Here is a 23,494-nt window from a genome sequence, read left to right as displayed (position 1 = left end):
CTTTAGAACTGCCATGCTTTTTCTCCATGCTTTCCCACCATGCCCCCAACGTAGCAATAAACCCACAAGCCATCGAACAGCCGCGCACGTCATCCCGGCCGAGTCGGTGCCGACTGGCGGCTGACGCGGCCGTGTGGGAGTGGGGAATAGGGACAGTGCGCTGGCCGCTCGTGCCGGTCAGGCAGGTGGTGGCGTGCTTCGAGCGACCGCCGACGGCGGTTACCGTCGACGATCGGGGGAGGTCATTTCATGCGTCGTCGTTTTCCATGGCCCCGGGAGGCTCGGTCACCCATGGCTCGCGGGCGGTTTCCTCGCGACAGCTGGCGTCGACGGGGCGCTCCGGATCGTTGAGAAAGGCCTGGATCATGCTCGAGCGACACTCGTTGATCGGGTTGTGACCGAGTGCCTGAAGCTCGACGAACTGCAGGTTGGGCATGGTGCGCTGCAGATGCCGACTCCAGCGCGTGCCACAGCAGGGATCCATCTGGCCGTGAATCGCCAAGGCGGGTATCTCGCTGACCGGTGGGTCATTGTGTTCGGCGGGTACGTCGCCATCCTCGCCCCACCAAGCGCACAGCCAGGGCGGCTCGAAGCCGAGCACGGCGGGGTCGCGCTCGACGGCAGCGATGGAGTCGGTCGGGCTTGGGCGGTTGCTTCCCATGTCGCTGCAAACGTGGGCGAGGAAGTAGCCCAACGCATAGTTGGGCGCCTCGGGGTTGGGGTCATGATCTTCGATGCGAAAGAAACCTTCGAGCCGTGAATAGTCGCCCGCCTCGATGTCGGCCACCAGGCTCGGTAGTTCGGCATAGTCGCTGGCCAGGGTCAGATAGAGAGTGTCGAGAAATGCAGCACCATCGAAATAGAGCGTCTGGGTGCGGCCGTAGGGCGTGGCGACATGGGCCACGTAGGGACGGGCATCCAGCCTGCGCCGGGCGCGATCGATGGATTGCATCCAGTTGGGCAGCAGCTCACGACAGCCCCGATCTTCGGCGACGCACAGCGCCAATGTATCGGTGAAAGTCTGCTTGGCCGTGTAGAGTTCGTCCACCGGTGGTCGATTGCGCAGGTGGTTGAACCACGGCCAGCCGAAGATGGCGGCGCGAATACTGTCGGGATGGTACTGAATGAACGAGGCGAGGGTGCCGCTGCCGGTGGAAGAACCGAAGCCGTCGATGCGCTCGTAGCCGAGCAGCCGGCGGATCTCGTCCACGTCGCGCGAGACGGCATGGCTGTTGTACTGACTGACATCGTGTCCCTCGGCGGTCAGCTTGCGATGGCACGCCTCCACTTCCGAGGTAATGATGGACAGGCGGTGCATCGGCTCGAGCGAGGCGGTGATTGCGGGGGTATGGATGATGTTGTGGTAGGGAGAGACGGCGGCGTACTCCGGACATTCCAGGGACGGGTCGGCATGGATGAAACCACGATGGTCCATGGTGACCAGGGTGCGCTCGCCGATGTCCTCGAGCAATTGTTCCATGTACTCCCGCTCGCCCAGCGACGAGTAACCGGGGCCGCCGGGAAAGAAGAAAACCGGGAGCTTGTCTTCGTCCGCTGCACCGCCCTCCGGCTCGATCACCGCCACGGGCAGCGAGATCGTATTGCCATTGGAGTCTTCCCAGTTCTCGGGGGCATGAAAGGTATGGCAGGTGGCGTCCAGCTCGCGCAGCGCCTGGGTCGGGCACTCTGCGCTCTGCAGGCGAGGCAGCTCGTCGCTGTCCGTCTGGGCCAAGGCTGAGGAAGCAAGCAGCAGAGCCAGCGGCGCGACGCCGCACCGCCACACTCGAGCATTCTGTGCGGTCATGATGCGTCCCTCTCGATTGTAGTTGTCGATCTCGGGTTCGGCTGGGTTTCGCTAGTCAAGCTAGCAGCCGGGGGAGGGGCGTCAACGCCGAAACCTGTGGTAACCCATGGCAATAAACAAAGACAGAGAGGATTTTGAAGCTCGTCGGCCAGGCAACTATTTTTTGAAGGTAAGACATCGCAAAGCAGGAAGCGGCGCGGCTTTCGCCGTGCGATACATCGATGAAAGGAGGTGCGAGATGCAAGTACGCGAAGTGATGACTCAGCGCCCGGATTACTGCCCGGCCGATGCCACCATTCGTCAGGTGGCCGAGCGCATGCGCCAGGACAACTCGGGCTTCGAGCCTCTGGTCGAGGGAGATCGTATCGTGGGTACCGTGACCGATCGCGATCTCACGGTTCGCGCCCTTGCCGAAGGCAAGAATCCCGACGACAAGGCGAGCTCCATCGCCACCTCGGAGGTGCTGTATGCCTTCGAGGACCAGGACGTGAAGGATGTGCTGCGCAACATGCAGGAGCAGCATGTACAGCGCCTGGTGGTGCTCAACAATCAGAGTGACAAGCGTCTCGTCGGCGTTGTGACGCTAAGCGACATTGCCGACCGCTGCGCTGACGACCAGATGGCACGTGAAATCGCCAACTGCAGCAAGCACTATCACTGAGCCGTCCCCGACACGACCGCTGCGAGACGGCACATCCTGTGCAGCAAGGGCATCGCCTCGGCGATGCCCTTTCGCATGGGCAATGACACCGCCGAGGCATTAGGCTAGCGTGGCGAAAGGCTCCTGCACGAGAAGCGCGATGCCATCCGTTCATCTTGATATCGCCACGCCCGTCGGCGTGATCTCCGACACCCACGGTCTGCTGCGTGAGGAGGCGTTGACATTGCTGGCGGGCTGCGAGCTGATCCTCCACCTGGGCGACGTGGGAGCGAAGCCGGAGGATATCGCCATACTCGAACGCCTGGGCGAACTGGCTCCTCTCTACACCGTGCGCGGCAATATCGACACGGCTGGCTGGGCCGGCGTGTTGCCGCCGCACCGGGATCTCGTCGTCAACGGCTGGCGCCTCCATCTGGTTCACGACCTGGCTGATTTCGACCCTACCACCGCGTGCGATGCCGTGCTGCATGGCCACTCCCACAAGCCGCGCAACGAATGGCATCACGAGCGACTGCTGTTCAACCCGGGGGCGGCGGGCAAGCGCCGCTTCCGGCTACCGCTCACCCTGGGCAAGCTATGGGCCGATGCGCATGGCTTGCGTGGGGCGATACTTCATCTACCGCTCTAGGAGGACAGGCCACTCGCGACGTCTCGTGCCTCCCTCGACAGGGCGCTGTCGCTTGCACCGATTACGTCCTGACAGGCGACTTCCAGCACGGCGCGCCGGGTAAAGGCCGAAACGTTGGCCATGCGTCCCAGGGTTTCGCCATCGGCGGTCAGCGTATGCGCGTGACGAAGTTGCACGTGGCACTGGGGTGAGCGCAGATGAACCACGGTATCGTCGCCCTGGGGAGGATGCCCCAACAGGCGCGTCGAAAGGTAAGAGAGCAGCAAGTGAAACCAGGCGCGCTGCCGCACCGCCACGATGTCCAGTTGACCGTCATCGATCCGCGCCCCGGCAATGCCGTGGCCGCCACCGAAATAGGCCCCTGAAGCGATGGCGATGGTCAGCCAGCGACCCTCGACGGCCTGGTCATCGCCCTCGATGCGTCCCTGAAAGCCTTGCTGCATGCCGAATTTTCTTGCCAGGGCGGCAAGGTAGCTGAAGCGTCCCAGGAGCCTTTTCTCGCCCGGGGAGGCCTCCTGGGCGGGCACGGTGCCAAGCCCGATATGGGCGACGTTGAGATAGAGCTGACCATTGATCCAGGCCGCATCGACTTTGGCCGTATCCGCCCCGAGCGCCACCCGGCACACCTCCACGGGATCGTCGGGAAGCCCCAGGTTGCGGGCGAAGTCATTGGCCGTGCCGGAAGGCAGCACGCCAAGTACGGCGCTGCGCTCGATACAGATGGAAGCCGCGTGATTGACCGAGCCGTCGCCGCCGGCCACCAATAGCCGGTCGCCGGGCTCGACCTGGCGATGCCAGTCGCTCTCGGCAATGTCTCGCACCTGTGGGTCAGCAAGGCCCGCCGCCTGCAAATGCTCCCGCCAGAAGGCGGTATCGTGGCTGCCGTCGCCGGCAGCGGTATTGGCCATCAGCCAGTGTGTCATCGGTGCCTCCTTACACCCATGGCGTCCTTTCTCAAGGATAGCGAGCAAGCGCTGCATGCGCCTTAGCATAGGTATAGCCGGTTCGCTTAGCCGCTGACGGGTGGAAGAAAGAAACCCCAGTCGGAGCCGCCAAAAACAGAAAAAATACCCAATCATCAACGGTATGCAGCCCCCGGCAGGGCATGATTCAATCTGCCCATATCGACACGCCGGACAGGCTGCCCCACCTCAATCGTTTCCCCGTTGCACTTCGACCCCGGTCGGCGCTAACCGCGCGCTGGCTCTTCGGCATGTCGTTGCCAGGGGCCACGCGGCGACGAGGGCAGGAGGCTTCGGCCAGGCGTGGAGAGCCAGGTAACCGCCAACGAGGCTCAGCCAGGAGGACCATCGTGCCCACAGAGAACGCGCCTACCATTCCGTCCACCATGCACGCCATGGTCCTGACCGGCCACGGCGACATCGACAAGCTGGTGTATCGCGACGACGTTGCTACGCCACGGCCGGGCCCGGGCGAAGTGCTGGTGCAGGTCACTGCCACGGCCAAGAACAACACCGACCGCAAGGCTCGTGAGGGGCTTTATCCGACCAAGGACAAGGGCGACGTCACCTCCTTCGCCATGGGCGGCGAGCCGACCCTGACCTTCCCGCGGATCCAGGGCGCCGACGTGGCCGGACGCGTGGTGGCAGTGGGCGAGGGAGTCGATACCTCGCGCATCGGCGAACGTGGCCTGCTAGACTTCAACCTTTATCCCGACGCGCGGCGTGACATCAACCTGACGCCGGACTACTACGGCCACGGCGCCGACGGCGGCTATGCCGAGTACATCGCCGTGCCGTCCGACCAGTTCCACCACGTCCCCAACCCCGAACTCGCCGACGCCGAGCTGGCGGCGATGGGCATGTGCTCCTACCAGACCGGCTACCACATGATGACCTCGGCCAGGGTCGCGGCGGGCGAACGGGTGCTGGTCAGCGGCGCCAGCGGCGGCGTGGGGGCGGCGCTGATTCAGATGTGCCGCATCGTCGGTGCGATTCCCTACGCCGTGAGCCAGCCCGACAAGGCCGAGGCGCTGCTGGCGCTGGGCGCCGAGGCGGTGATCGACCGCGGTGATCTGTCCACCTTCGTCGAGCGCGTGCTCGAGGCCACCGGCGGGGCGCCCATCGATGCGGTGATGGATCTGGTCGGCGGCGCGATGACCGATCTTTTCATCGATACCATGATCAGCGACATGAAGGCACGCAGCACCTACCCGCGGCTCTCCATCGCCGGCGCCAGCGGCGGCAACCTCAGCGAGATCATGTGGACCCGCATCTACCTCTATCAGGTGCAGATCTTCGGCGTCTCCCACGGCACCCGCGAAGAGGCCGAGCAGCTCGTCGAGTGGATTCGTACGGGGCAGCTCAAGCCGGTATTGCATGCCGCGTTCAAGCTTTCCGAGCTGCACGAGGCGGAGCGCTACTTCGTCAACCGTGGCAGCAACTACCTGGGCAAGATCGTCATCGTGCCCGATGCCCAATGGGACGATCACGGCGCACCCTTCGCACTCGAGAACGACGCATTCAAGGGCACCGCTTTCAAGGACAACGCATGAGTCACGAACTCACCCTGCAACTGCTCGACACCCACGCCGGCGGCGATGTCAGCCGCATCGTGATCGGCGGCATCGACCCACTGCCCGGCGATACCGTGCGCCAGCAGATGGAGTACCTGGAGAACGATGCCGACGGCCTGCGCAAGCTGCTGCTGAACGAGCCCTACGGCATCCCTGAGATGTCGGTGGACCTGATCGTGCCGGCCTGCGATCCCCAGGCGCAGATGGGCTACATCATCATGGAAGTGATGGGCTATCCGGTCTATTCCGGCTCCAACACCATCTGCACCGCCACCGCGCTGCTCGAGACGGGACTGATCCCCAAGCGCGAGGGAATCCAGCACTTCACACTGGAGTCCCCGGCCGGGCTGGTGCAGATCGAGGCGCGGGTCGAGAACGGTGTGGTCGAGGCGATCACCTGTGGCGGACTGCCCAGCTACATCGACACCCATCGGGCGCGCATTCACGTCCCCGAGGTAGGCGACGTGACCTACAGCATCGCCTACAGCGGCGGCTTCTATGCGCTGGTCGACGCCGAGGAACTGGGCTTCTCGCTCAAGCGTGAGGAGGAGCGCGCCCTGGCCGAGTGCGCACATCGCATCGTCGAGGCGATCCAGGCTCACAGCGGCTTCTCGCACTATACCCTGGGCGACGTGGGGCCGCTGCCGTTCCTGCACTTCATGGGGCCGGTGGAGCAGATCGCCGACGACTTCTACCGCTCGCGCTCGACGACCTATGTGCATCCCGGGGTGATCTGCCGCAGCACCACCGGCACGGGTACCTCGGCGCGGCTGGCGCTGATGCACTACGAAGGCACCGTCAAGCCCGGCGACAAGCTGGAAACCGTGTCGCTACGCGAGACCGGCTTCATCGGCGAAGTCGTCGCGGTGCGCGAGGCCGGTGGCAAGCACCAGGTAGTGGAGAACACCATCACCGGCAAGAGCTACGTGCTGGCGCGCTCGGAGATCGTGGTCAACTGCGACGATCCGATGGTCGATTGTGGTGGGGTGCATCATATCCTCAGCTCCCGCCATCCCTGAGCGGAGCTACTGCGCCGTCAGTCGTAGCGGTGACGCCACTGCTTGACGGCGATCTGCTCCTTCATCAGCTCGAGCATGTCGACGAGCACCTGTTCGGTCACCCGGTCGGTGTGCTCGTCGACCTGCAGCCAAGTATCGAAGCCGCTCTCGGCCAGGCGCTCCACCAGCGCGGTGAACTCCGGCGAGCGCAGCCCCTTCAGCGCTTCGTGCACCAGGCGGCAAGCCAGATCCGAGAGACTCGATTGCATACTTCGGGCGACGGCATCGCCCATCGGCAGGCGGCGCAGGCGGCGTATCTCCTGGCTCTCCGCCACGGTGCGGCCGACCAGCGCACTAACGTAGCGCATCGTTTCCTCGCGGTTGCGCACATAGGCATTGCCGGCCATCTCCTCCAGGCGTTGGCTGAGCTCTTGGATCAGCTGCTGCTTGCGCGGCATCACCACCCGGTCGATAACCCGCGTCGACAGCGAGTCGCTGGAGCGGATCTGCTCCTGCATGTTGTCGAGCAGGCGAAGTGCCACGCGGTCGGACAGCTCTTCCATGAGAATGTCGTAGTACTTGGCGAAGAACGCGTAGACCTGCCAGCGACGCACGTCGATCAGGCCCAGGCGCTGCAAGCGGTGGAGCAGCGAGACGATCCGCAGTACGCGCAGCAGGCGAAAGCCGCCCAGCGGGATGCAGCCCAATACGTCGTACCAGTGCACGAAGGGGTAGAAGAACCAGCGGTGGTAGCGGCGCTCGGCGATGGCCGCGGCCCAGCCCAGCAGCACGTCGAGCACGAACACCGCCACGAAAACCAGGTCGATCTCGATGAAGTTGGCGTGCACATGGCGGTCATAGGCGTCGTACAGGCCCGGGGCGAGCGTGGCGAAGGCGTCGTTGAGGGGCGGCAGCAGGAACAGGCTGTCAAACAGGATCAGCGCCAGATTGGCCACTACCAGCAACAGGATGAGCAGGTCCCAGGCCAGGTGCAGGCGCTCCAGTCCGGGGCTCAGCGGGTGCGAGACGCTCGTCTCAGGCATGGTCTCTCCTCGGCAGCGGCGCTCGACGTTGCGTTAAGCCTAGCAGTCGTCGCGTGATTAGAGCTTTACCTTGCCGCGCAGCGCCTTGGTCTGCCCCTTCTTCGTCTTGCGATCCACGCGCTTGCGTTTCGCGGCTCGGCTCGGCTTGGTCGGCTTGCGCGCCTTGTGCGTCTTTACCGCCTCCTGGATCAGCGCCCTGAGACGCGCCAGGGCATCCTCTCGATTCTGCTCGAAGGTGCGATGGCTCTGGGCCTTGATCACCACCACGCCCTCCTTGGTGATGCGCTGGTCGGAGAGCGACAGCAGGCGCTCCTTGTAGAAAGGAGGCAGGCTCGAAGCGGGGATGTCGAAGCGCAGGTGAACCGCAGAGGCCACCTTGTTGACGTTCTGGCCGCCCGCGCCCTGGGCGCGTATCTGGCTGATCTCGATCTCGTGGTCGGCCAGCTCCACGTTATGGGAGAGTCGCAGCATATCGGCCTCGTGACTTGGGGAAAGGCATCGTCTGCACGAAGGCTACCATAGCGTGGCCCCTCTGGTTGGAGGCACGTACAGGCGTAAGCTAGGCTATGGAGCGACCGACGAGGTTCCCACCCGACCGTTCCACCGCATCGAGGGGCTCATGACCACACTGGTAATCGGCGCCAACGGCCAGATCGGTCGTCAGTTCTGTGAACTGGCCCAGGCCGTGGACTTACCCATCCGGGCGATGATTCGCGATTCCGGCCAGCGCCCATGGTTCGAAGAGCGCGACATCGAAACCGTGACCGCCGACCTGGAAGGCGAGCTGCATCACGCCTTCGATGGCTGCGATCAGGTGATGTTTGGCGCCGGTTCGGGACCGCACACCGGTCCCGACAAGACGCTGCTGATCGACCTCCACGGCGCTATTCGTGCCGTGGACCTGGCCTGCGAACTCGGCCTGTCGCGTTTCCTGATGGTCAGCGCCATGCGCGCCGAGAAGCCGCTCGCAGCGCCTGAGAAGCTGCGTCCTTACATGGCGGCCAAGCACGCCGCGGATGCCCACCTGCGCAACTCGGCCGTGCCTCACCTGATCCTCAAACCGGGACGACTGACCGATGAGCCCGCCACGCAGCGCGTTGCCACTTCGCTGGCGGAGGCCGGCGGCGAGAACAGCGTCTCGCGAGCCAATGTCGCCCATGCCCTGGTGCACCTGGCCCAGGCGCGCGACCTGATGAACCGGGAGTTCGTGCTGCTCGACGGCGAGCGGCCCATCGCCGAGGCGCTGAGCTGAGCGAGGTAGTGTCAGGCCGCTTCGCCGTAGGCCAGGCGCACCTCATCGAACAGCCACGTCTCGAACGCCTGCATGGCGAAACCTGGTGGGCGCGACTTGAGCCGGGTGAGCCAGTAGCTGCCGAGCGCGGCGTGGATCTCGAACGGCTGAACGATCTCACCGCTGCCCAACTGGCGGGCGAACATGCGTGGCGGAGCGAGGGCCACCCCCGCCCCTTGAACCGCAGCCTCCATCATCGCCAGTGAAGAGTCGAACGTCACGCCGTGGGTGCGTGCCGGTGGCCGTGACACGCCGGCGGCGGCGAACCAGTGCGTCCACTCGTTCTCGCGATAGGAGCGCAGCAGAGAATGGCGGGCCAGGTCCGCCGGTGTCTCGAGGGAGGCGGCCAGGCGCGGCGTACACAAGGGGGAGAGCGGCGCAGCGAACAGCCGCTGTGCCTCGAGGCCGTGCCAGGCGCCGTCGCCGAAGCGAATGGCACCGTCCAACCCCTCGATGGCCATGTCGACGCGATTGTTGTGGGTCGACAGGCGCACCTCGATCTGAGGATGGCTGGCCTGAAACCGCGCCAGGCGCGGCAGCAGCCAGCCCACGGCAAACGTGCCCACCGCCCCGACGTTGAGAATGTCGCGTACCTTGCCGCCCTCGAGCCGCTCCAGCATGTCTGCCATGCGGTCGAAGGCGTCCCGCATCACCGGCAGTAGCGCCTCGCCTTCCGCGGTGATCATGAGCCCGCGCGGCAGGCGCTTGAACAGCGCCGTGCCCAGACGCTCTTCCAACAGCTTGACCTGATGGCTCACCGCCGCCTGGGTCACGTTCAGCTCGTCGGCGGCGCGGGTGAAGCTCAAGTGCCGGGCCGAGGCCTCGAAGGCGCGCAGCGCATTCAGCGGCAGGTAAGGTCTCGTCATAAGCCCAAACTCAGTTTATGGCTCCTGCAAGATATCATGGTTTGTGGCCTTGGATGCCATCCCGCTAATCTGCCATCCGACGCGTCGCCCATCATTGAATGCCCTAACCATGACGAGTGGAAGGAACCATGATCCTGAAAACGACACCCTTAAAAACATTGATGGCCGGTGCCCTGTTGCTGGCGCTGATGCCCTTGAGCGCCGCGGCCGAAACCTGGCAGGAACGTGCCGATTGGGGCGAAATCTTCCGTGCCAACGAGGCCAGCGGCACGCTGCTGGTGGTCGACAAGCGCGACGGCACCACCGCCACGCTGGTACATGACGGCGAACGGGCCCGGCAACGCTTCGTACCGGCGTCCACCTTCAAGATTCCCCACACCCTGTTCGCGCTGGATGCCGGCGTGGTGAAGAACGAGTTCCAGGTCTTCGCCTGGGACGGCGTCGAGCGTGAGTTCCCGCCGTGGAACGGCGATCAGGATCTGCGTTCAGGCATGCGCAACTCGGTGGTTTGGCTCTACCAGCACTTCGCCCGAGAGCTGGGCGAGGAGCGCGAGCGCGACTACTTGGAGAGGCTCGACTACGGCAATGCCGATATCGGCGACCGCCTCGAGCACTTCTGGCTGGAGGAGGACTTGCTGGAAATCTCCGCCGAGGAGCAGATTGCCTTCCTCGAGCGGCTCTACCGCAACGAGCTGCCGTTCGACGAGGCGGATCAGCGGCTGGTCAAGGACCTGATGATCGTCGGCGCCGGCAACGACTGGATCCTGCGCGGCAAGACCGGCTGGACCGGTCAGCTCGGCTGGTGGGTGGGCTGGGTGGAACGCCCCACCGGCCCGGTGTTCTTCGCCCTCAACATGGAAACGCCCAACCGCATGGCCGACTTGCCCAAGCGCCAGGGCATCGTCGGCGAAGCGCTGCGCACCATTGAGGCGCTTCCGCCCGAAGCATGACGCAACCGGGCCCCGGCCGGCCACTCGGGCTGGCCGGGAGCCACTCGGTGTTCGTTTCGTCGGTCGGGGCCCACGCACAGGTGTCCTTGCCGGTTGGCGGTCGAGTGAGGTCGTCAACCGGTGCGTCGTTGCAGCGCCTCGAAGTAATCGCGAATCCGTTGAGCGTTGGTGCCCGCATCACCGCGACCCAGGCGCGAGGCCGAGCGGACATCGACCCGTATGCCGTCGGACTCCTGGGTCAGCCGTACCACCACGTCATCCTGAAAACCGAACCAGGTCGTGGTGGCAGTGGCCTCGATGGTATCAACGGCGCCGATGCTGATATCGGCGATCTCCCAGCCCATGTCCAGCACGGCGGCCTCGGCGGCGGCGCGCACGGTCGCCAGGGGCAGGGGAAAGTGGCGTGACTGGATATCGGGATAGGCGTTGCGCTGACGGCGCGCGAACGATTCGCCGGGATAGTCGACGGCGTTGGGGGCGGCCTCGCGTGCAGGGGCCAGGGCGACGAATTCGGGCGGGTTTTCCAGGTCGGTGGTGATGTCGTGGATCGGTGGCGCCGACTGGGCGCGCTGCCAGTACATCCAGGGAACCGCCAGCAGGGCGATGGTCGCCGCCATCGTGAATAGCGACATCCAGGCGACCCCCTTGCGGCGACACAGTAGCGCCACCAGCAGTGCCAGCAGGGCGACCGCGATGGCGCCCAGGCCGAGCAGGGCGCCCAATCTCAGCAGATTGAAGGCGCCACCCAGTGTCACCAGGTCCAGCCGATAGGCCGGTCCGGCACCGGCCAGCCCCAGCGCGGCCGCCACCAGTAGCAAGAGGCTGAACCCGGCGATGCGTGATGGCCATCGCCCGCCGCGCTGGCGACGTTGGCGATTCAGTACGGACATGGCTTCCTCCGCTAGCGGTAGAACGATCCCTTTAGCATATCCGCGCGGTACCGGCCTGCCGACTCCTGTGTTGCATTTTGCAACGCCTCACCGGAGCCGGCGGCTGCTATCGTTCTCCTCAGGCATGGAATTAGCGCGGCCGAGGAGGACGAAGCATGACCATGCAGGCTGAATACATGGTGCCGGCCCCCAGTCTCGAGCAGGTGCGCTCCCTTGCCGGTGTCACCGTGCTCGAGTTCGGTACCCCCTGGTGCGGCTTCTGTCAGATGGCCCAACCCGGCCTCGAGGAAGCGTTGTCGCGGCACCACGACGTGCATCACCTCAAGATCGAGGATGGCCCGGGCCGACGCCTGGGGCGGGCGTTTCGCGTCAAGCTATGGCCGACGCTGGTGTTTCTGCAGGACGGTGAGGAGGTGGCGCGGCTGGTGCGTCCTGCCAGCGGCGAAGCCATCCAACAGACCCTCGAGCGCGTGGCGGCCTGAGGGACCAGGGGACTGGTCGTCACTTGACGATTCCGGTTCCCGGGGCCAGCTTGCATTCAGGGAAACATTGTCAACGGTGAAGCCAAGGAGGCGTGACATGAGCCGTTATCAGCCGCGTCGGGTAGACGAACTCGAGACAGACGTTCGTCAATCCCGCGCCCATCTCAGCGACACTCTTCATGAACTCGAGCAGCGTCTTTCACCGGCTCGACTCAAGCGGGACGTATCGGCACACCTGCCCAGGCGTCATGGCGAGGAGCCAAGCTTCCTGGCTGGACTGGGGCGTTCGATTCGCCAGAATCCCCTGCCCGTGCTGGTGACCGGCGTCGGCCTGGGCTGGCTGGTAACCTCGCAACTGCGATCCCGCTCCGCGGGACAAGGGCGCGAAGAGGGGGCTGGTCTGCCGATGCCGCGAGGCACGACGCTGCCGGCCCTGCAGGAGGCGCCGCAGCGCATGGTGGCCACCCACCTCGGTACCCAGCAGGGACGAAATCACGTCTCGACGCATCGGCCGGATGTGATTGGCGAAGCCACGCACCTTGGCACCGGCCAGGGCTGGCAAGGCTACGTCCATCCGTCCAAGGGGGACGTGTCATGAATAAGACCTTGCTGGCCATTGCCATCGGTATTCTCTGTGCCGGTCTTGCTGGCGGCGTGCAGGCCGAAGCGGACAGTGCACAGGCTGGCTTCGAGGAGAGGGGGCCGGCAAACGTCTCGCTGGATCCCAGTCTCGCTGACCTGACGGCCGATGACATCGAAGGCATGACCATCGTCAACGCCGAAGGCGAAACGCTCGGCGAAGTCCGCAACGTGCTGCGTCATGACGTTGCTGGCGGCCTGCATGCCCTCGTCTCGGTGAACGGTTTCTGGATTTTCGGTGGCTCCGACGTCGCTCTGCCCCTGGCCGACATGAAGCTCGAAAGTGAGCGACTGGTACTACAGGAGCACATAGGTCAGGAAAAACTCGATGCACTCGGCACCGATTACGACGAGGATCGCTATAGCGACGTCGATGGCGGCATGACCTTGTCCGAGGCAATGCAGCGCTGAGCCCTTCCCCATGGCGCAAGGGCACCGCGGGCCGTGACAGCGAAGGCAAGACCGCCTGGTCTTGTCTTGGCACTGCATCGTCGAAGTGGCCGTGATGCGACTGACCCGCCAGGCCAGGCTTCGTGACATCTGGCAAACTACGCTGATATCCAACCGATTCGAGAAAGGAAGCCACATGAGCGAGACGCACACGCCCTGGGCCGAGCCCATGCCGGAGACGCAGTTCACCCTGATGCGGCGCATTCTGGATGCCCCCAGCCCCGTGGGGCTGGAAGGTGCCATGACCTATGGCGTGCTCAAGCCCCATTTCGAGAGCTTTGCGCCGTCGGGGTGGCGCATGCACCAGTACAAGGGGCATGCCGGCGTGGTGTGGGACACCCACCCGGACCGCGACGACCTGTTCAAGGTGATGATCATCGGCCATGCCGACAAGATCCGCATGCAGGTACGCAGCATCGGTGATGACGGCAAGATATGGATCAACACCGATGCCTTCCTGCCCAACGTGCTGGTCGGCCACGAGGTCAAGCTGTTCAGCGAGGATCCCGAGTCTGCGGGGCGCTACCGTATCATCCAGGGCGGTACCGTGGAGGCGCTGGGCGCCATCCATTTCTCCGACGCCGCGCAGCGAGAAGGCAGCAAGGGCATCAAGAAGGAACAGATCTACCTCGACCTGCAGATCCACGGCGAGAACAAGAAGCAGCAGGTGCTCAATCTCGGCGTGCGCCCTGGCGACCCGATCATCTTCGACCGTCCCATCCGTCACGGCTTCAGCCCCGACACCTTCTACGGCGCCTACCTGGACAATGGGCTGGGTTGCTTCGTCACCGCCGAAGTGGCGCGGCTGATCGCCGAAGCGGGCGGCACCGAGAAGGTACGCGTGCTGTTCGCCATTGCCAGCTACGAGGAGATAGGTCGCTTCGGCAGCCGCGTACTGGCCGGCGAACTCAGGCCCGACGTGATCATCGGCGTCGACGTCAACCACGACTACGTGGCAGCGCCCGGCATCGGCGAGCGACGCATGCAACCGCTCGAGATGGGCAAGGGCTTCACCCTGTCGGTGGGGGCCATCGCCAGCGAGCAGCTCAACGCCATCGTCGAGCGCACCGCCCGGGGGCATGGTATTCCCATGCAGCGCGACATCGTCGGCGCCGATACCGGTACCGACGGCATGGCCGGTGTGCTCGCTGCGGTGGATTGCGCCGCCACCTCCATCGGCTTCCCGATCCGCAACATGCACACCATCTCGGAGACCGGCAACACACGGGACGTGCTGGCTGCCATCCACGTACTCGCACACACGCTCCAGACGCTGGATGCGCTGCCCGATCCGCACCGCGAGTTCCTCGACAACCACCCGCGGCTCGACCAGGCGGAACGCTTGGTACATCGGGGCTCGGCAAAGCCCGAGGACAACCAGAGCGACAGGCGCCAGCAACGGGACTTTCAACAGAAGCACCCCTCATGACCGCTCTCCTGCTGGCCGCGCCGGTTCGCCGCCTGCTCGAGGCGGCCCCGTCATCGGCGCTGCCGATGACCTACCGGCAACTCGCCGAGGCGCTGGGGCTCACCCCGCCGCGCACCATCCAGCGTGTGACCCAGGCGCTCGAAGCGTTGATGCGCGAGGATGCCGAGCGGGGCCGGCCGTTCGTCGCCGCCTTGGTGGTCAGCCAGCGCGATGGCCTGCCGGCGCCGGGCTTCTTCGAACTGGCCGTGCAATTGGGCCGATTCCCCGCCGACCCGGCCCGGCATGCCGAGGCGCACCGCGAGGAGTTCCAGCGGGCGCTGGCCGAGCGGCTGCCCGCCGCCCCGGGCTCATGACCGGCGCAGTGGATCGAGCAGGGCGCCGAGGCCGTTGTGGTCGATCTCATGCATCAGGTGCAGCAGTTCGCCGATCTCGCCGGGCGGGAAACCCTCGCGGGCGAACCAGTTGAGGTAGGGCCCCGGCAGGTCGGCGATCAGCCGGCCTTCGTACTTGCCGAACGGCATTCTGCGGTTGACCAGCTTTTCCAGGTCTTCGGGCTTCACTCGCTCACTCCCGCGTCGGTTCGCCGATTCGTATCCAACCAGCAAACCCAGGCAGGGGCAAGTCACAGAGAACGGCCCGCCGGCCTTACGCTTGTCGTCGCTTCAACTGCTACGCTTTCTTTGACCGGATGGCCGGATGCGCCATGTCAAAACGCGGGAAAAGGATGTCGGCAGTGAGTGTGACGGAAGGGAAGCCGCGACAGGAACTCCAGCAGGCGGCACCCGTGAGGTCGCTGCGGGTGATGACGCTCAATGTGCACAAGGGATTCAACGTGTTCAACCGGCGTCATATCCTGCCGGAGCTGCGTGATGCCGTCACGACCCTCTCGGCCGATCTGGTGTTTCTGCAGGAGGTGCACGGCGAGCACCGTAAGCATTCCCTGCGCTACCGTGACTGGCCGGGCGTGCCGCAGTACGAGTACCTGGCCGATAGCATGTGGCCCGACTTCGCCTATGGCCGCAATGCCGTCTACCCCGACGGCGATCACGGCAACGCCCTGCTGTCACACTATCCAATCCGCGAGTACGAAAACAGGGATGTCTCGATTCACGGCACCGAGAGGCGAGGACTCCTCCATTGCCGGCTGGCGGTTCCGGGGCAAGCGACGGTACATGCCATTTGCGTCCATCTCGGCCTGCGCCACAAGCATCGCCTGCAGCAGATGCGTCTGCTTTGCGAGCTGATGGACTCACTGCCCAGTGACGAGGCTGTGATCGTTGCCGGTGACTTCAACGACTGGCGCCTCAAGGCCGACGGCGTGCTGGCCGAATGCGGTTTGCAAGAGGCGTTCGCGAACTGCCAGGGGCGCCCGGCAAAGACGTTTCCGGCTCACTGGCCCCTGCTGCGCCTGGACCGTATCTACGTCCGCAGCGCCACCTGCCGGAATCCGAAAGCCCTCTATCGCAAGCCGTGGTCGCATCTCTCCGATCATGTTCCACTCATTGCAGAGATAGGCCTGTGAATTTCCAATGGAAGGAAGGCAATCAAGCCGAGCTGTTGATCAATGGAAGCGAGTATTTTCCCGACGTGTTCGAGGCGATTCGTACAGCGCGCCGGGAAATCCTGATCGAGACGTTCATCATCTTCGACGATGAGGTCGGTCGGGCGCTCAAGGAAGCCCTGCTCGAGGCCGCGGCTCGTGAGGTTCGCATCGAGGTTACCGTCGATGGCTACGGCACGGCGGACCTGGGCGACGACTACATCGCCGAGCTGACCGAGGCCGGCGTGAACATGCACATCTACGATCCGCGCCCCCGCCGCCTGGGGATGCGCACCAACCTGTTTCGCCGCCTGCATCGCAAGATCGTGGTGGTGGACGGCGAAGTCGCCTACATCAGCGGGATCAACTTCGGCTGGGACCACTTGCCCGAGAAGTACACCATGGGCAAGCAGGATTACGGCATTCGCGTACGTGGGCCGATCGTCGCGGATATCCGTCGCGCCGCCACGGCACTGCTGCTGGAACACCAGGCGGTCGAGGGGCTGCCCCACCGACTCGTCGAGACCTCTCCCCACGGGGAGGCTGACATGCGCCTGGCCATTCGCGATAACGACCAGCATCGTACCGACATCGAGGACCACTACCTGGAGGCGATACGAACGGCCAAGTCGCGGCTGCTGATTGCCAATGCCTACTTCTTCCCGAGTTACCATCTCTGGCGTGAGCTGCGTAACGCTTCGCGGCGTGGGGTCGAGGTGACGCTCATTCTCCAGGGGCGCCCCGACATGCCCTGGGCACGGATGTTTTCCAGTTCGCTGTACAGCTACCTGCTCAAGGATGGCATTCGCATCTACGAGTACCAGGAGCATCCCCTGCACGGCAAGATCGCCATTGCCGACGACGACTGGGCGACGGTGGGGTCGAGCAACCTCGATCCGCTCAGCCTGTCGCTGAATCTCGAGGCCAACCTGTTCATCCGCGATGCCGGCCTCAATCGGCAGATCCGCGAGCACCTGACCGAGCTGATCGAGAACAGTTGCCGATTGATCACCCCCGAGGCCGCGGAGAAGGGGCGCTGGTGGCGCGCCCCGCTGATGTTCGTGAGCTTCCACTTCCTGCGCCACTTTCCCCTCAGCGCAGGCTGGAGCCCTGGCCATACGCCTCGGCTCGAGCCGCTGACGCCGAAGGAGCACTCGAAGCAGCGCGCCCTGCATTGAGGCCAGCGAGGTAACGCCATGAAGGTTTCCGACATCGACAGGCTCAAGCCATCCCGCACCTGGCGTCGCTGGCTAAAGCGGGGGGCCACGCTGGTCTTCTTCGTGCTGGTCGCGGTGCTGCTGTTTTCGTTGGCCCGCAATGTCGACTGGACCCAGGTCCTCGAGACGCTGCGTGGCTATAGTCCCTTGCTGCTGCTGGCAGGAGCGGGCATTACCGTGGCCAGCCACGCCGTGTTCAGCAGCTACGACCTGTTGGGCAAGCGATACACCGGACACTTACTGTCAGCCCCGCGTGTCCTGCTGGTGGCCTTCGTGTGCTACGCCTTCAACCTGAACTTGGGAGCCTGGGTGGGCGGCCTGGCGATGCGCTACCGCCTCTACACCCGGCTCGGCCTCGGCGTGAGCACCGTGACACGCATCCTCAGCGTGAGCCTGATCGCCAACTGGCTGGGCTACATGCTGCTTGCCGGCACGGTATTTTCCTTCCGGCTGCTCGGCCTGCCGCCGTCCTGGCAAATCGGCGCCACGGGCCTGCAGCTCATCGGCGTCGGACTCCTGACGCTTTCCTTCGCCTACCTGGCTGCCTGTCGCTTCTCCCGGCGCCGCGTCTGGCACGTGCGGGGCCACGAGATCGTGCTGCCCCCGCTCAGGCTGGCGTTGATGCAGGCGCTGCTGGGAGCGGCAAACTGGACCCTGATGGCCGCGCTGATCTATCTGCTGCTGCCGTCGGGAATGTTCTTTCCCAGCGTGCTCGGCATCCTGCTGATCAGCTCCATCGCGGGGGTGGTTACCCACATTCCCGCGGGTCTCGGTGTGCTGGAAGCGGTGTTCCTGGCGCTGTTGCAGCACCAGATTGCCAAGAGCGAGATTCTTGCCGCGCTGATCGCCTATCGCGCCCTCTATTTCCTGCTGCCCCTGACGGTTGCGTGCGTGGTCTACCTGCTGCTGGAACGAAAGGGTCGGCAACGAAAGCGGGAAGAGGTCAGTCAGCATGGATGACATCGCCAGGGGCGGATCGGCGGGACGATCTGTTCGCTTGACGGCGAATGGCTTACCCTTGGCATCCTGATGTTGGCATGAGAGAAGCAATGGCGGGTTCTGCATCGCGTCGCTTACCCTATCACGTCGCGGATACCATCAAGGGCTGGATCGTGGATCGCCAGCTGATGCCGGGAGACCGTCTGCCCAGCGAGGCCGAGCTGATGGAAACCCTTGGCGTGTCCAAGGGCACCATTCGGGAAAGCACCCGCGTACTCGAAGCACAGGGCCTGGTAGTGACGCGTACCGGCCCGGGCGGCGGCGTCTTCGTATGCAAGATGAGCGAGGCGAAGGCGACGTCGCTGCTCAGCCATTACTTCTACTTCCAGGACATCTCGATCCGCGACATCTATCAGATCCGCGTGGCGCTCGAGCCGGAGCTCGCCGCGTCGCTGGCCGGCAGGGTCGGCGCCGACGACCTGGCCCGGCTGCGCGCAAGCCTGCACAGCTACGCCACGCCGGCCCCCGACATGGAGACCGAACGCCAGCAGCACATCGATTCGCTGCGTTTTCACGAGATGCTGGCGGAACTGGCCGGGGGCAATCCTCTGCTGTCTTTCATCATTCGCTTCACCGTGCAGGTGCTCTCCGACCTTACCGTCTATCGGCGGCTCTACGAGCCGGGCGATCACCAGATCGGCCCCACCGGTTGCCAGTATCACGCCCGGCTGCTGGACGCCATCGAGGCCGGGGACGCCGAGCTGGCCCGTGAGCTGATGCGCGAACACATGCTCTCGGCCCAGGCGGTTATGAACGACAACGAGGCCCAGGTTCGACGTGGTTTCCTGACCGATTGACGGCGTGCCCGGCTCGCTGTCAGCGCCTGCTGCGTGCATCCTTACCCAGGTCGGTGAGAAAGCGCATCAGCACCTGGGTAGCACGCCCGGCATCTTCCACACTGATGGCTTCGTCCGGGTGATGGCTCAGGCCGTCCCGGCAGCGCACGAAGAGCATGCCGATGTCGGTCAGGTCGTGCATGGCCAGGCCGTCATGGCCGGCACCGCTGAACATGCGCTCGGCGGGCTCCTCGCAGCCTCGGCATGCCTGTTCCAGGGCCTCGACCAGCCAATCGGCGCAGTCGACACCCTCGGCCTGGTAGGTGCGCTCGCTCGACAACTCGAGCCCGCGCGCTTGGGCAAGCCGCTGGCAGGCTTCCAGAACTTCCCTGCGACCCTGCTCGCGTAACCCGGTATGGGGCGAGCGCAGCTCCAGCGTGAAGTTCACCTCGGCGGGAATCACGTTCACGGCGTTGGGCCGTACCTCCAGCTTGCCGACCACGCCAACCAGATCGTCGGTGGCGTTCAGTATCCTGTCTGCTTCCACCACCATCTCGGCGGCGCCGACCAGGGCGTCGCGACGGCCCGGCATCGGCGTGGTACCGGCGTGGCCGGCCTTGCCCGTCACGACCATGCGGTGGCGCTCGATCCCGGTCAGCGCGGTGACGACACCCAATGCATGGTCGCGCTGTTCCAGCACCGGGCCCTGCTCGATATGCACCTCGACGAAGCCGATGACAGCTTCGGGCCTGCGCGCCAAATGGGGGATCTCTTGCGGATTGCCGCCGAAGGCCTTGAGGGCCTCGCCGAGCGTCACGCCATCGGCGTCGCGTGCCTTCAGGCTCTCGGGGTCTAAGGTGCCGGCCAGGGCCCGGCTGCCGATCAGGGTCGACTGGAAACGGGTGCCCTCCTCGTCGCCGAAGGCCACCACCTCGACACCATAGGGCAGCTCGGTGCCGGCTTCCTTGAGCGCCTGCAGGGCTTGCAGCGGCAGGGCAACGCCCAGCATGCCATCGTACTTGCCGCCTTCGGCTACCGTATCCTGGTGCGAGCCCATGATCAGGGTCCTTTCGCCCTGCCGGGCTCGCTCATTGCGCCCCACCAGATTGCCGGAGGCATCGAGTTCGGGAGTCAGTCCGGCCTGGCGCATCCAGTCGGCGATCAGTTCCAGCACCGCCCGGTGCTCGTCGGAGCAGAACAGCCGCGTGACGCCAGGGCCGGGCTGGGAGTGGTGCGCGGCGTCGTCCAGCCGCGCCATCAGCTGTTGGCCGAGTGCCGCCTGCGTCGAGGAATCGGACATGCATATCTCCTTGAATCAACGCGTGGGAAGCGAGGCGAGGAAGGCAGCGAACGCCGGGTCGCGTACGCGCCGTGCCAGGGCTCGAAGCGCCCGGGCGGGTTCCTCGTCCCAGTCCACGCGCAGGTCGATGGGGGCCGCATCGAAGGACTCGATGCGCAGGGCGGCCGAGCGCGTACCGCGCTTGTCGCCACCGGCCAGTAGCGCTGCCTCCAGGCTCTCGACCAAGGTCTCCAGCAGGTGGCTTTCGTAGCCGTTGCGGTAGCGCGGGGCGGCTGCCTGTGTCCAGGCCTCGTCGGGGTTGGCGCAGGTCAGCGTCAGGAAGGTTTGCAGCAGTTTCCCCACGACCTGTTCGTCGGCCAGCATGTTGCCGGCCGCGGCCACCGTCGGGCGCAGCTCGGCGGCCACCACTGCGATGTTGTCGTCACCGGAATGCAGCGCCGCCCGGCCGCTGGCATCCATCACCAGACACTGGCGCCTTGCTGCGCCGCCGTCCGGCCGGGTCACCTGATCGAGTGCCGCCTGTGCCGTATGTCCTCGCTCGAGCGCATGGCGGACACCCTCGGGATACCAGGGGTGGGTCGCCAGCCCCTGGGTGGTGCAGGCGCCCAGCCCCCGCCAGGCGTGGTGCACATAGCCGCCCACCGCCACCCCACCGGTGGCAGTCAACGCGGCAACCGTGCCGGTCGCCGGCTGCACGTGGATGAGGGACACAGTCATGAGCTGGATCAGTAGCCGACGTAGTGGCCGATGACCAGGCCGACCCAGGCCAGCGCGTATACCAGCACCATGAAGGGCATGATGGCCTTCAGCCATTTCACGTAGGAGACCCGCCCCAGGGCCAGCATGGCCAGAGTGCCGCCGGAGGTGGGCACGATCAGGTTGGTCAGGCCATCGCCCACCTGAAAGGCAGTGATCATCAGCTGGCGGCTCATGCCCACCAGATCCGCCACCGGGATCAGGATCGGCATGGTGACCAGGGCCTGGCCGGAGCCGGAAGGCACGAACAGGTTGATCGCCCCCTGCACCACGCTGGCCATGATCGCCGACATGGCGCCGGGGATTCCCTCGATCAGGCCGCTCAGCCCATGCACGATGGTATCGATGATCTGGGCCTGGCTGAGAATCACCTGGATGGAAGCCGCCAGGCCGATAACCAGGGCGCCGGGCGTGACCTTGGAGGCACCTTCCATCATCTGCTTGACGATCTCGTTGGCCGAAAGTCCGTTGACGATACCGATCACGATGGCCATCAGCAGGAACATGCCGGCGATTTCGTTGATGTACCAGCCCTGGGTGAACACGCCCACCAGCATGGCCGCCAGGCCGAGGATGAACACGCCCAGGGTCAGCTTGTTCTGCCGGGTCAGGCGGTACTCATCCAGCGACTTGGTCATGGCCTTGGTGTTATCCGGCTCCTCGAAATCCATCCTGACCACCCACTTGCAGATGTAGAGCGAGAGCAGGGCCAGCGAGGAGACTACCAGCAGAGTGCGCAGCCAGGCGCCCGAGAAGGTAGGCAGTTCGGCGATCCCCTGTGCCACGCCCACGGTATAGGGGTTGATCGGCGACAGCGCGAAGCCGATGCCGATGCCGCCGACGGCCATGGTGGTACCGACCAGACTGGAGCAGCCGATGGCGCTGGCGATCAGAACAGCGATGGGCACCAGGGCAATGTTGTTCTCGAAGCCCACGGCCACGCCGAAGAAGCCGTAGATGAAGGTGCCGGCGGTGATGATGATGTTGCGTCGCTCGACACCGGCTCGGTTCACCGCCACGCCGATGGCATTTTCCAGGGCACCGGTGCGCTGCAGGATATGAAACAGGCCGCCGGCGATGAACACGATGAACAGATAGAGCGATGCCTCGTTGAGGCCACGTGGGACCGCCACGAAGATATCGAAGGGCGAGATGGCGCCTACATCGGGAAGGTATTCGAAGGACTCGGGCACCACGCGGGTGCGGCCGTCCTGCTCGACCCGCTCGTATTCACCTGCCGGCACCACGAAGGTGAGGGCGTAGGTGGCCAGCAGGATCATGAAGATCAGAACCATGGGGTCGGGTACCGTCTGGTACCACTTCTTCTTGCGCTGTGTCAGCGCCTGCTCGGTTGTACTCATGTCGTTGTCCTTGTTCGCCGGGCGCCGGCGAGGGGAGTACCGACGCATACCATGAAATTTATCATGATAAATTGGCGGGTCAAGGAACGGGGGTGAGCCCGGGTTGAGGCTTCTGAGTTTCTTCGGGAAGGCTAAAGCAGTGCCGCAAGGCGCCCCCGTCCGCGGAAAGGGCTGCACTCATCGCTTCACAACACGTATTCCATACGGCTCCCGGCCTGCCTGACGGGCACAGGCGCATGGGAGAAAACGTCTTTCCACGCCTCCCCCATGCGCCCGTGTAGCTTAAATCTCGCGCAGCAGCGCAAGCGCGCCAAGGAACTGCTCAAGGCTGCCCGCGCCATCGGCAGCGCTGGTCAGTTCGTTGGCGTAGCACTCCTGTCAGTTTGCAGCCGCATCCGACGGTATGGCCGTCGGGTCCATCCAGAAAGCCTCCCAGACGTGACCGTCGGGGTCCGCCAGCGCACGACCGTACATGAAGCCATGATCCTGTGGCGGGTTGATATCCGCCGTGCCGCCGTTGGCTGAAGCTGCCTCGCACATGGCATCTACCGCCTCGCGGCTCTCACACGAGAGGGCGAGCATTACCTCGCTGGTATCGGCCGGCGGAATCGGACGGTCGGTGAAGGTGCGCCACTTGGCGTGGGTGAGCAGCATCACGTGGATCGTCTCGCTCAATACCATGCATGCCGCAGTCTCGTCGGTGAAATGCGGATTATTGGTAAAGCCCTGCGATTCGTAGAACGCCATCGACTTCGCGAGGTCGGCAACGGGCAGGTTTACGAAGATCATGCGCGACATATGCAAACTCCATAGGGTGGTGTCAGAGGTTTAGTCGATTGTGCTGACTCCTGCTATTCGGTTGAGTCGCTGTAATTTCG

Annotated in this window: 26 protein-coding genes; 15 read left to right on the top strand and 11 right to left on the bottom strand. The window is 64.8% G+C overall.

Annotated elements, in window-relative coordinates; genetic code table 11:
- Window positions 1–247 precede the first annotated feature (247 nt).
- Window positions 248–1,804 (bottom strand): alpha/beta fold hydrolase, encoded by a 1,557-nt coding sequence (locus HNO53_RS17620; protein WP_209473885.1) that lies wholly within the window; start codon window positions 1,802–1,804, stop codon window positions 248–250.
- Between the two features lie 238 nt (window positions 1,805–2,042).
- Here HNO53_RS17620 and HNO53_RS17615 point away from each other — a divergent pair, with 238 nt between their 5' ends.
- Complete coding sequence (locus HNO53_RS17615; protein ID WP_209473884.1) at window positions 2,043–2,465, top strand: CBS domain-containing protein; 423 nt, start codon at window positions 2,043–2,045, stop codon at window positions 2,463–2,465.
- A 139-nt stretch (window positions 2,466–2,604) separates the two neighbouring features.
- On the top strand, window positions 2,605–3,093 hold the full coding sequence (locus HNO53_RS17610) for a metallophosphoesterase family protein (RefSeq protein ID WP_209473883.1): 489 nt from the start codon (window positions 2,605–2,607) through the stop codon (window positions 3,091–3,093).
- Here the strand turns inward: HNO53_RS17610 and HNO53_RS17605 are convergent.
- The gene (locus tag HNO53_RS17605) at window positions 3,090–4,016 is read right to left on the bottom strand and encodes a diacylglycerol/lipid kinase family protein (protein ID WP_209473882.1); all 927 of its coding nucleotides are present in this window, start codon (window positions 4,014–4,016) and stop codon (window positions 3,090–3,092) included. The two genes, HNO53_RS17610 and HNO53_RS17605, sit on opposite strands and share 4 nt — an antisense overlap.
- A gap of 425 nt (window positions 4,017–4,441) precedes the next feature.
- Between HNO53_RS17605 and HNO53_RS17600 the strand changes: the two genes are divergently transcribed.
- Together HNO53_RS17600 and HNO53_RS17595 are read left to right on the top strand one after the other, a co-directional pair.
- Complete coding sequence (locus tag HNO53_RS17600) at window positions 4,442–5,608, top strand: alcohol dehydrogenase catalytic domain-containing protein (RefSeq protein ID WP_209478704.1); 1,167 nt, start codon at window positions 4,442–4,444, stop codon at window positions 5,606–5,608.
- Complete coding sequence (locus HNO53_RS17595; RefSeq protein WP_209473881.1) at window positions 5,605–6,648, top strand: proline racemase family protein; 1,044 nt, start codon at window positions 5,605–5,607, stop codon at window positions 6,646–6,648. The genes HNO53_RS17600 and HNO53_RS17595 overlap by 4 nt, the downstream gene beginning before the upstream one ends.
- 17 nt (window positions 6,649–6,665) lie before the next feature.
- Here HNO53_RS17595 and HNO53_RS17590 read toward each other — a convergent pair whose 3' ends face one another.
- Together HNO53_RS17590 and arfB are read right to left on the bottom strand one after the other, a co-directional pair.
- Window positions 6,666–7,670, bottom strand: a complete 1,005-nt coding sequence (locus HNO53_RS17590; RefSeq protein ID WP_209473880.1) for an ion transporter — start codon at window positions 7,668–7,670, stop codon at window positions 6,666–6,668.
- Between the two features lie 57 nt (window positions 7,671–7,727).
- Window positions 7,728–8,141, bottom strand: coding sequence for an alternative ribosome rescue aminoacyl-tRNA hydrolase ArfB (gene arfB, locus HNO53_RS17585; protein ID WP_209473879.1), 414 nt, complete (start codon window positions 8,139–8,141; stop codon window positions 7,728–7,730).
- A 148-nt stretch (window positions 8,142–8,289) separates the two neighbouring features.
- Here arfB and HNO53_RS17580 point away from each other — a divergent pair, with 148 nt between their 5' ends.
- Entirely contained in the window at window positions 8,290–8,922 is a 633-nt protein-coding gene (locus HNO53_RS17580) for an NAD(P)H-binding protein (RefSeq protein ID WP_209473878.1), read from the top strand.
- An 11-nt stretch (window positions 8,923–8,933) separates the two neighbouring features.
- Here HNO53_RS17580 and HNO53_RS17575 read toward each other — a convergent pair whose 3' ends face one another.
- Window positions 8,934–9,827, bottom strand: coding sequence for a LysR family transcriptional regulator (locus HNO53_RS17575; protein ID WP_209473877.1), 894 nt, complete (start codon window positions 9,825–9,827; stop codon window positions 8,934–8,936).
- Between the two features lie 161 nt (window positions 9,828–9,988).
- Between HNO53_RS17575 and blaOXA the strand changes: the two genes are divergently transcribed.
- On the top strand, window positions 9,989–10,777 hold the full coding sequence (gene blaOXA / locus HNO53_RS17570; RefSeq protein ID WP_209478703.1) for a class D beta-lactamase: 789 nt from the start codon (window positions 9,989–9,991) through the stop codon (window positions 10,775–10,777).
- A 113-nt stretch (window positions 10,778–10,890) separates the two neighbouring features.
- Here blaOXA and HNO53_RS17565 read toward each other — a convergent pair whose 3' ends face one another.
- Window positions 10,891–11,667 (bottom strand): DUF1499 domain-containing protein, encoded by a 777-nt coding sequence (locus HNO53_RS17565; RefSeq protein WP_209473876.1) that lies wholly within the window; start codon window positions 11,665–11,667, stop codon window positions 10,891–10,893.
- Window positions 11,668–11,822: 155 nt separating this feature from the next.
- Here HNO53_RS17565 and HNO53_RS17560 point away from each other — a divergent pair, with 155 nt between their 5' ends.
- The 5 genes from HNO53_RS17560 to HNO53_RS17540 all read left to right on the top strand — a co-directional run bounded on the left by HNO53_RS17560 (window position 11,823) and on the right by HNO53_RS17540 (window position 15,020).
- Window positions 11,823–12,149, top strand: a complete 327-nt coding sequence (locus HNO53_RS17560) for a thioredoxin family protein (protein ID WP_209473875.1) — start codon at window positions 11,823–11,825, stop codon at window positions 12,147–12,149.
- A 97-nt stretch (window positions 12,150–12,246) separates the two neighbouring features.
- Complete coding sequence (locus HNO53_RS17555; protein WP_209473874.1) at window positions 12,247–12,747, top strand: DUF3618 domain-containing protein; 501 nt, start codon at window positions 12,247–12,249, stop codon at window positions 12,745–12,747.
- Window positions 12,744–13,199: a PRC-barrel domain-containing protein gene (locus HNO53_RS17550; RefSeq protein WP_209473873.1), complete on the top strand. Its 456-nt coding sequence runs from the start codon at window positions 12,744–12,746 to the stop codon at window positions 13,197–13,199. The genes HNO53_RS17555 and HNO53_RS17550 overlap by 4 nt, the downstream gene beginning before the upstream one ends.
- Before the next feature lie 175 nt (window positions 13,200–13,374).
- The gene (locus tag HNO53_RS17545; protein ID WP_209473872.1) at window positions 13,375–14,667 is read left to right on the top strand and encodes a M20/M25/M40 family metallo-hydrolase; all 1,293 of its coding nucleotides are present in this window, start codon (window positions 13,375–13,377) and stop codon (window positions 14,665–14,667) included.
- A complete protein-coding gene (locus HNO53_RS17540; protein ID WP_209473871.1) occupies window positions 14,664–15,020 on the top strand; it encodes a hypothetical protein in 357 nt (118 codons plus the stop codon). Before HNO53_RS17545 ends, HNO53_RS17540 begins: the two co-directional genes overlap by 4 nt.
- Here the strand turns inward: HNO53_RS17540 and HNO53_RS17535 are convergent.
- Complete coding sequence (locus HNO53_RS17535; protein WP_209473870.1) at window positions 15,015–15,227, bottom strand: DUF3820 family protein; 213 nt, start codon at window positions 15,225–15,227, stop codon at window positions 15,015–15,017. The genes HNO53_RS17540 and HNO53_RS17535 overlap by 6 nt on opposite strands.
- Before the next feature lie 173 nt (window positions 15,228–15,400).
- Here HNO53_RS17535 and HNO53_RS17530 point away from each other — a divergent pair, with 173 nt between their 5' ends.
- From HNO53_RS17530 to HNO53_RS17515, 4 genes are all read left to right on the top strand, one after another.
- Window positions 15,401–16,189 carry an endonuclease/exonuclease/phosphatase family protein gene (locus HNO53_RS17530; RefSeq protein WP_419976683.1) on the top strand — a complete coding sequence of 263 codons (789 nt, stop codon included), beginning with the start codon at window positions 15,401–15,403 and terminating at the stop codon, window positions 16,187–16,189.
- Complete coding sequence (clsB, locus tag HNO53_RS17525; RefSeq protein WP_209473869.1) at window positions 16,186–17,385, top strand: cardiolipin synthase ClsB; 1,200 nt, start codon at window positions 16,186–16,188, stop codon at window positions 17,383–17,385. Before HNO53_RS17530 ends, clsB begins: the two co-directional genes overlap by 4 nt.
- Before the next feature lie 18 nt (window positions 17,386–17,403).
- A complete protein-coding gene (locus HNO53_RS17520; protein ID WP_209473868.1) occupies window positions 17,404–18,384 on the top strand; it encodes a lysylphosphatidylglycerol synthase domain-containing protein in 981 nt (326 codons plus the stop codon).
- Window positions 18,385–18,473: 89 nt separating this feature from the next.
- A complete protein-coding gene (locus HNO53_RS17515; RefSeq protein ID WP_209473867.1) occupies window positions 18,474–19,220 on the top strand; it encodes a FadR/GntR family transcriptional regulator in 747 nt (248 codons plus the stop codon).
- A 19-nt stretch (window positions 19,221–19,239) separates the two neighbouring features.
- On the opposite strand, the gene HNO53_RS17510 is transcribed toward HNO53_RS17515, so the two are convergent.
- From HNO53_RS17510 to HNO53_RS17495, 4 genes are all read right to left on the bottom strand, one after another.
- Window positions 19,240–20,499, bottom strand: a complete 1,260-nt coding sequence (locus tag HNO53_RS17510; RefSeq protein WP_209473866.1) for an allantoate amidohydrolase — start codon at window positions 20,497–20,499, stop codon at window positions 19,240–19,242.
- A gap of 15 nt (window positions 20,500–20,514) precedes the next feature.
- Window positions 20,515–21,216 (bottom strand): DUF1028 domain-containing protein, encoded by a 702-nt coding sequence (locus tag HNO53_RS17505; RefSeq protein ID WP_209473865.1) that lies wholly within the window; start codon window positions 21,214–21,216, stop codon window positions 20,515–20,517.
- Window positions 21,217–21,224: 8 nt separating this feature from the next.
- A complete protein-coding gene (locus HNO53_RS17500) occupies window positions 21,225–22,616 on the bottom strand; it encodes a YfcC family protein (protein WP_209473864.1) in 1,392 nt (463 codons plus the stop codon).
- 378 nt (window positions 22,617–22,994) lie between these two features.
- Window positions 22,995–23,414, bottom strand: coding sequence for a VOC family protein (locus HNO53_RS17495; RefSeq protein WP_209473863.1), 420 nt, complete (start codon window positions 23,412–23,414; stop codon window positions 22,995–22,997).
- Between the last annotated feature and the right edge of the window lie 80 nt (window positions 23,415–23,494).

The sequence above is a fragment of the Billgrantia antri genome, from assembly GCF_017868935.1.
Taxonomy (GTDB): Bacteria; Pseudomonadota; Gammaproteobacteria; order Pseudomonadales; family Halomonadaceae; genus Halomonas; species Halomonas antri.
The sequence above is the reverse complement of the archived record's forward strand: the minus strand, read 5'-3'. Positions and strand labels throughout refer to the sequence as shown.

Bases quoted from the DNA above. Each gene is read 5' to 3' on its own strand.
- HNO53_RS17620 (WP_209473885.1), bottom strand. From the start codon at position 1,804: ATGACCGCACAGAATGCTCGAGTGTGGCGGTGCGGCGTCGCGCCGCTG.
- HNO53_RS17615 (WP_209473884.1), top strand. From the start codon at position 2,043: ATGCAAGTACGCGAAGTGATGACTCAGCGCCCGGATTACTGCCCGGCC.
- HNO53_RS17610 (WP_209473883.1), top strand. From the start codon at position 2,605: ATGCCATCCGTTCATCTTGATATCGCCACGCCCGTCGGCGTGATCTCC.
- HNO53_RS17605 (WP_209473882.1), bottom strand. From the start codon at position 4,016: ATGACACACTGGCTGATGGCCAATACCGCTGCCGGCGACGGCAGCCAC.
- HNO53_RS17600 (WP_209478704.1), top strand. From the start codon at position 4,442: ATGCACGCCATGGTCCTGACCGGCCACGGCGACATCGACAAGCTGGTG.
- HNO53_RS17595 (WP_209473881.1), top strand. From the start codon at position 5,605: ATGAGTCACGAACTCACCCTGCAACTGCTCGACACCCACGCCGGCGGC.
- HNO53_RS17590 (WP_209473880.1), bottom strand. From the start codon at position 7,670: ATGCCTGAGACGAGCGTCTCGCACCCGCTGAGCCCCGGACTGGAGCGC.
- arfB (WP_209473879.1), bottom strand. From the start codon at position 8,141: ATGCTGCGACTCTCCCATAACGTGGAGCTGGCCGACCACGAGATCGAG.
- HNO53_RS17580 (WP_209473878.1), top strand. From the start codon at position 8,290: ATGACCACACTGGTAATCGGCGCCAACGGCCAGATCGGTCGTCAGTTC.
- HNO53_RS17575 (WP_209473877.1), bottom strand. From the start codon at position 9,827: ATGACGAGACCTTACCTGCCGCTGAATGCGCTGCGCGCCTTCGAGGCC.
- blaOXA (WP_209478703.1), top strand. From the start codon at position 9,989: ATGGCCGGTGCCCTGTTGCTGGCGCTGATGCCCTTGAGCGCCGCGGCC.
- HNO53_RS17565 (WP_209473876.1), bottom strand. From the start codon at position 11,667: ATGTCCGTACTGAATCGCCAACGTCGCCAGCGCGGCGGGCGATGGCCA.
- HNO53_RS17560 (WP_209473875.1), top strand. From the start codon at position 11,823: ATGACCATGCAGGCTGAATACATGGTGCCGGCCCCCAGTCTCGAGCAG.
- HNO53_RS17555 (WP_209473874.1), top strand. From the start codon at position 12,247: ATGAGCCGTTATCAGCCGCGTCGGGTAGACGAACTCGAGACAGACGTT.
- HNO53_RS17550 (WP_209473873.1), top strand. From the start codon at position 12,744: ATGAATAAGACCTTGCTGGCCATTGCCATCGGTATTCTCTGTGCCGGT.
- HNO53_RS17545 (WP_209473872.1), top strand. From the start codon at position 13,375: ATGAGCGAGACGCACACGCCCTGGGCCGAGCCCATGCCGGAGACGCAG.
- HNO53_RS17540 (WP_209473871.1), top strand. From the start codon at position 14,664: ATGACCGCTCTCCTGCTGGCCGCGCCGGTTCGCCGCCTGCTCGAGGCG.
- HNO53_RS17520 (WP_209473868.1), top strand. From the start codon at position 17,404: ATGAAGGTTTCCGACATCGACAGGCTCAAGCCATCCCGCACCTGGCGT.
- HNO53_RS17515 (WP_209473867.1), top strand. From the start codon at position 18,474: ATGGCGGGTTCTGCATCGCGTCGCTTACCCTATCACGTCGCGGATACC.
- HNO53_RS17510 (WP_209473866.1), bottom strand. From the start codon at position 20,499: ATGTCCGATTCCTCGACGCAGGCGGCACTCGGCCAACAGCTGATGGCG.
- HNO53_RS17505 (WP_209473865.1), bottom strand. From the start codon at position 21,216: ATGACTGTGTCCCTCATCCACGTGCAGCCGGCGACCGGCACGGTTGCC.
- HNO53_RS17500 (WP_209473864.1), bottom strand. From the start codon at position 22,616: ATGAGTACAACCGAGCAGGCGCTGACACAGCGCAAGAAGAAGTGGTAC.
- HNO53_RS17495 (WP_209473863.1), bottom strand. From the start codon at position 23,414: ATGTCGCGCATGATCTTCGTAAACCTGCCCGTTGCCGACCTCGCGAAG.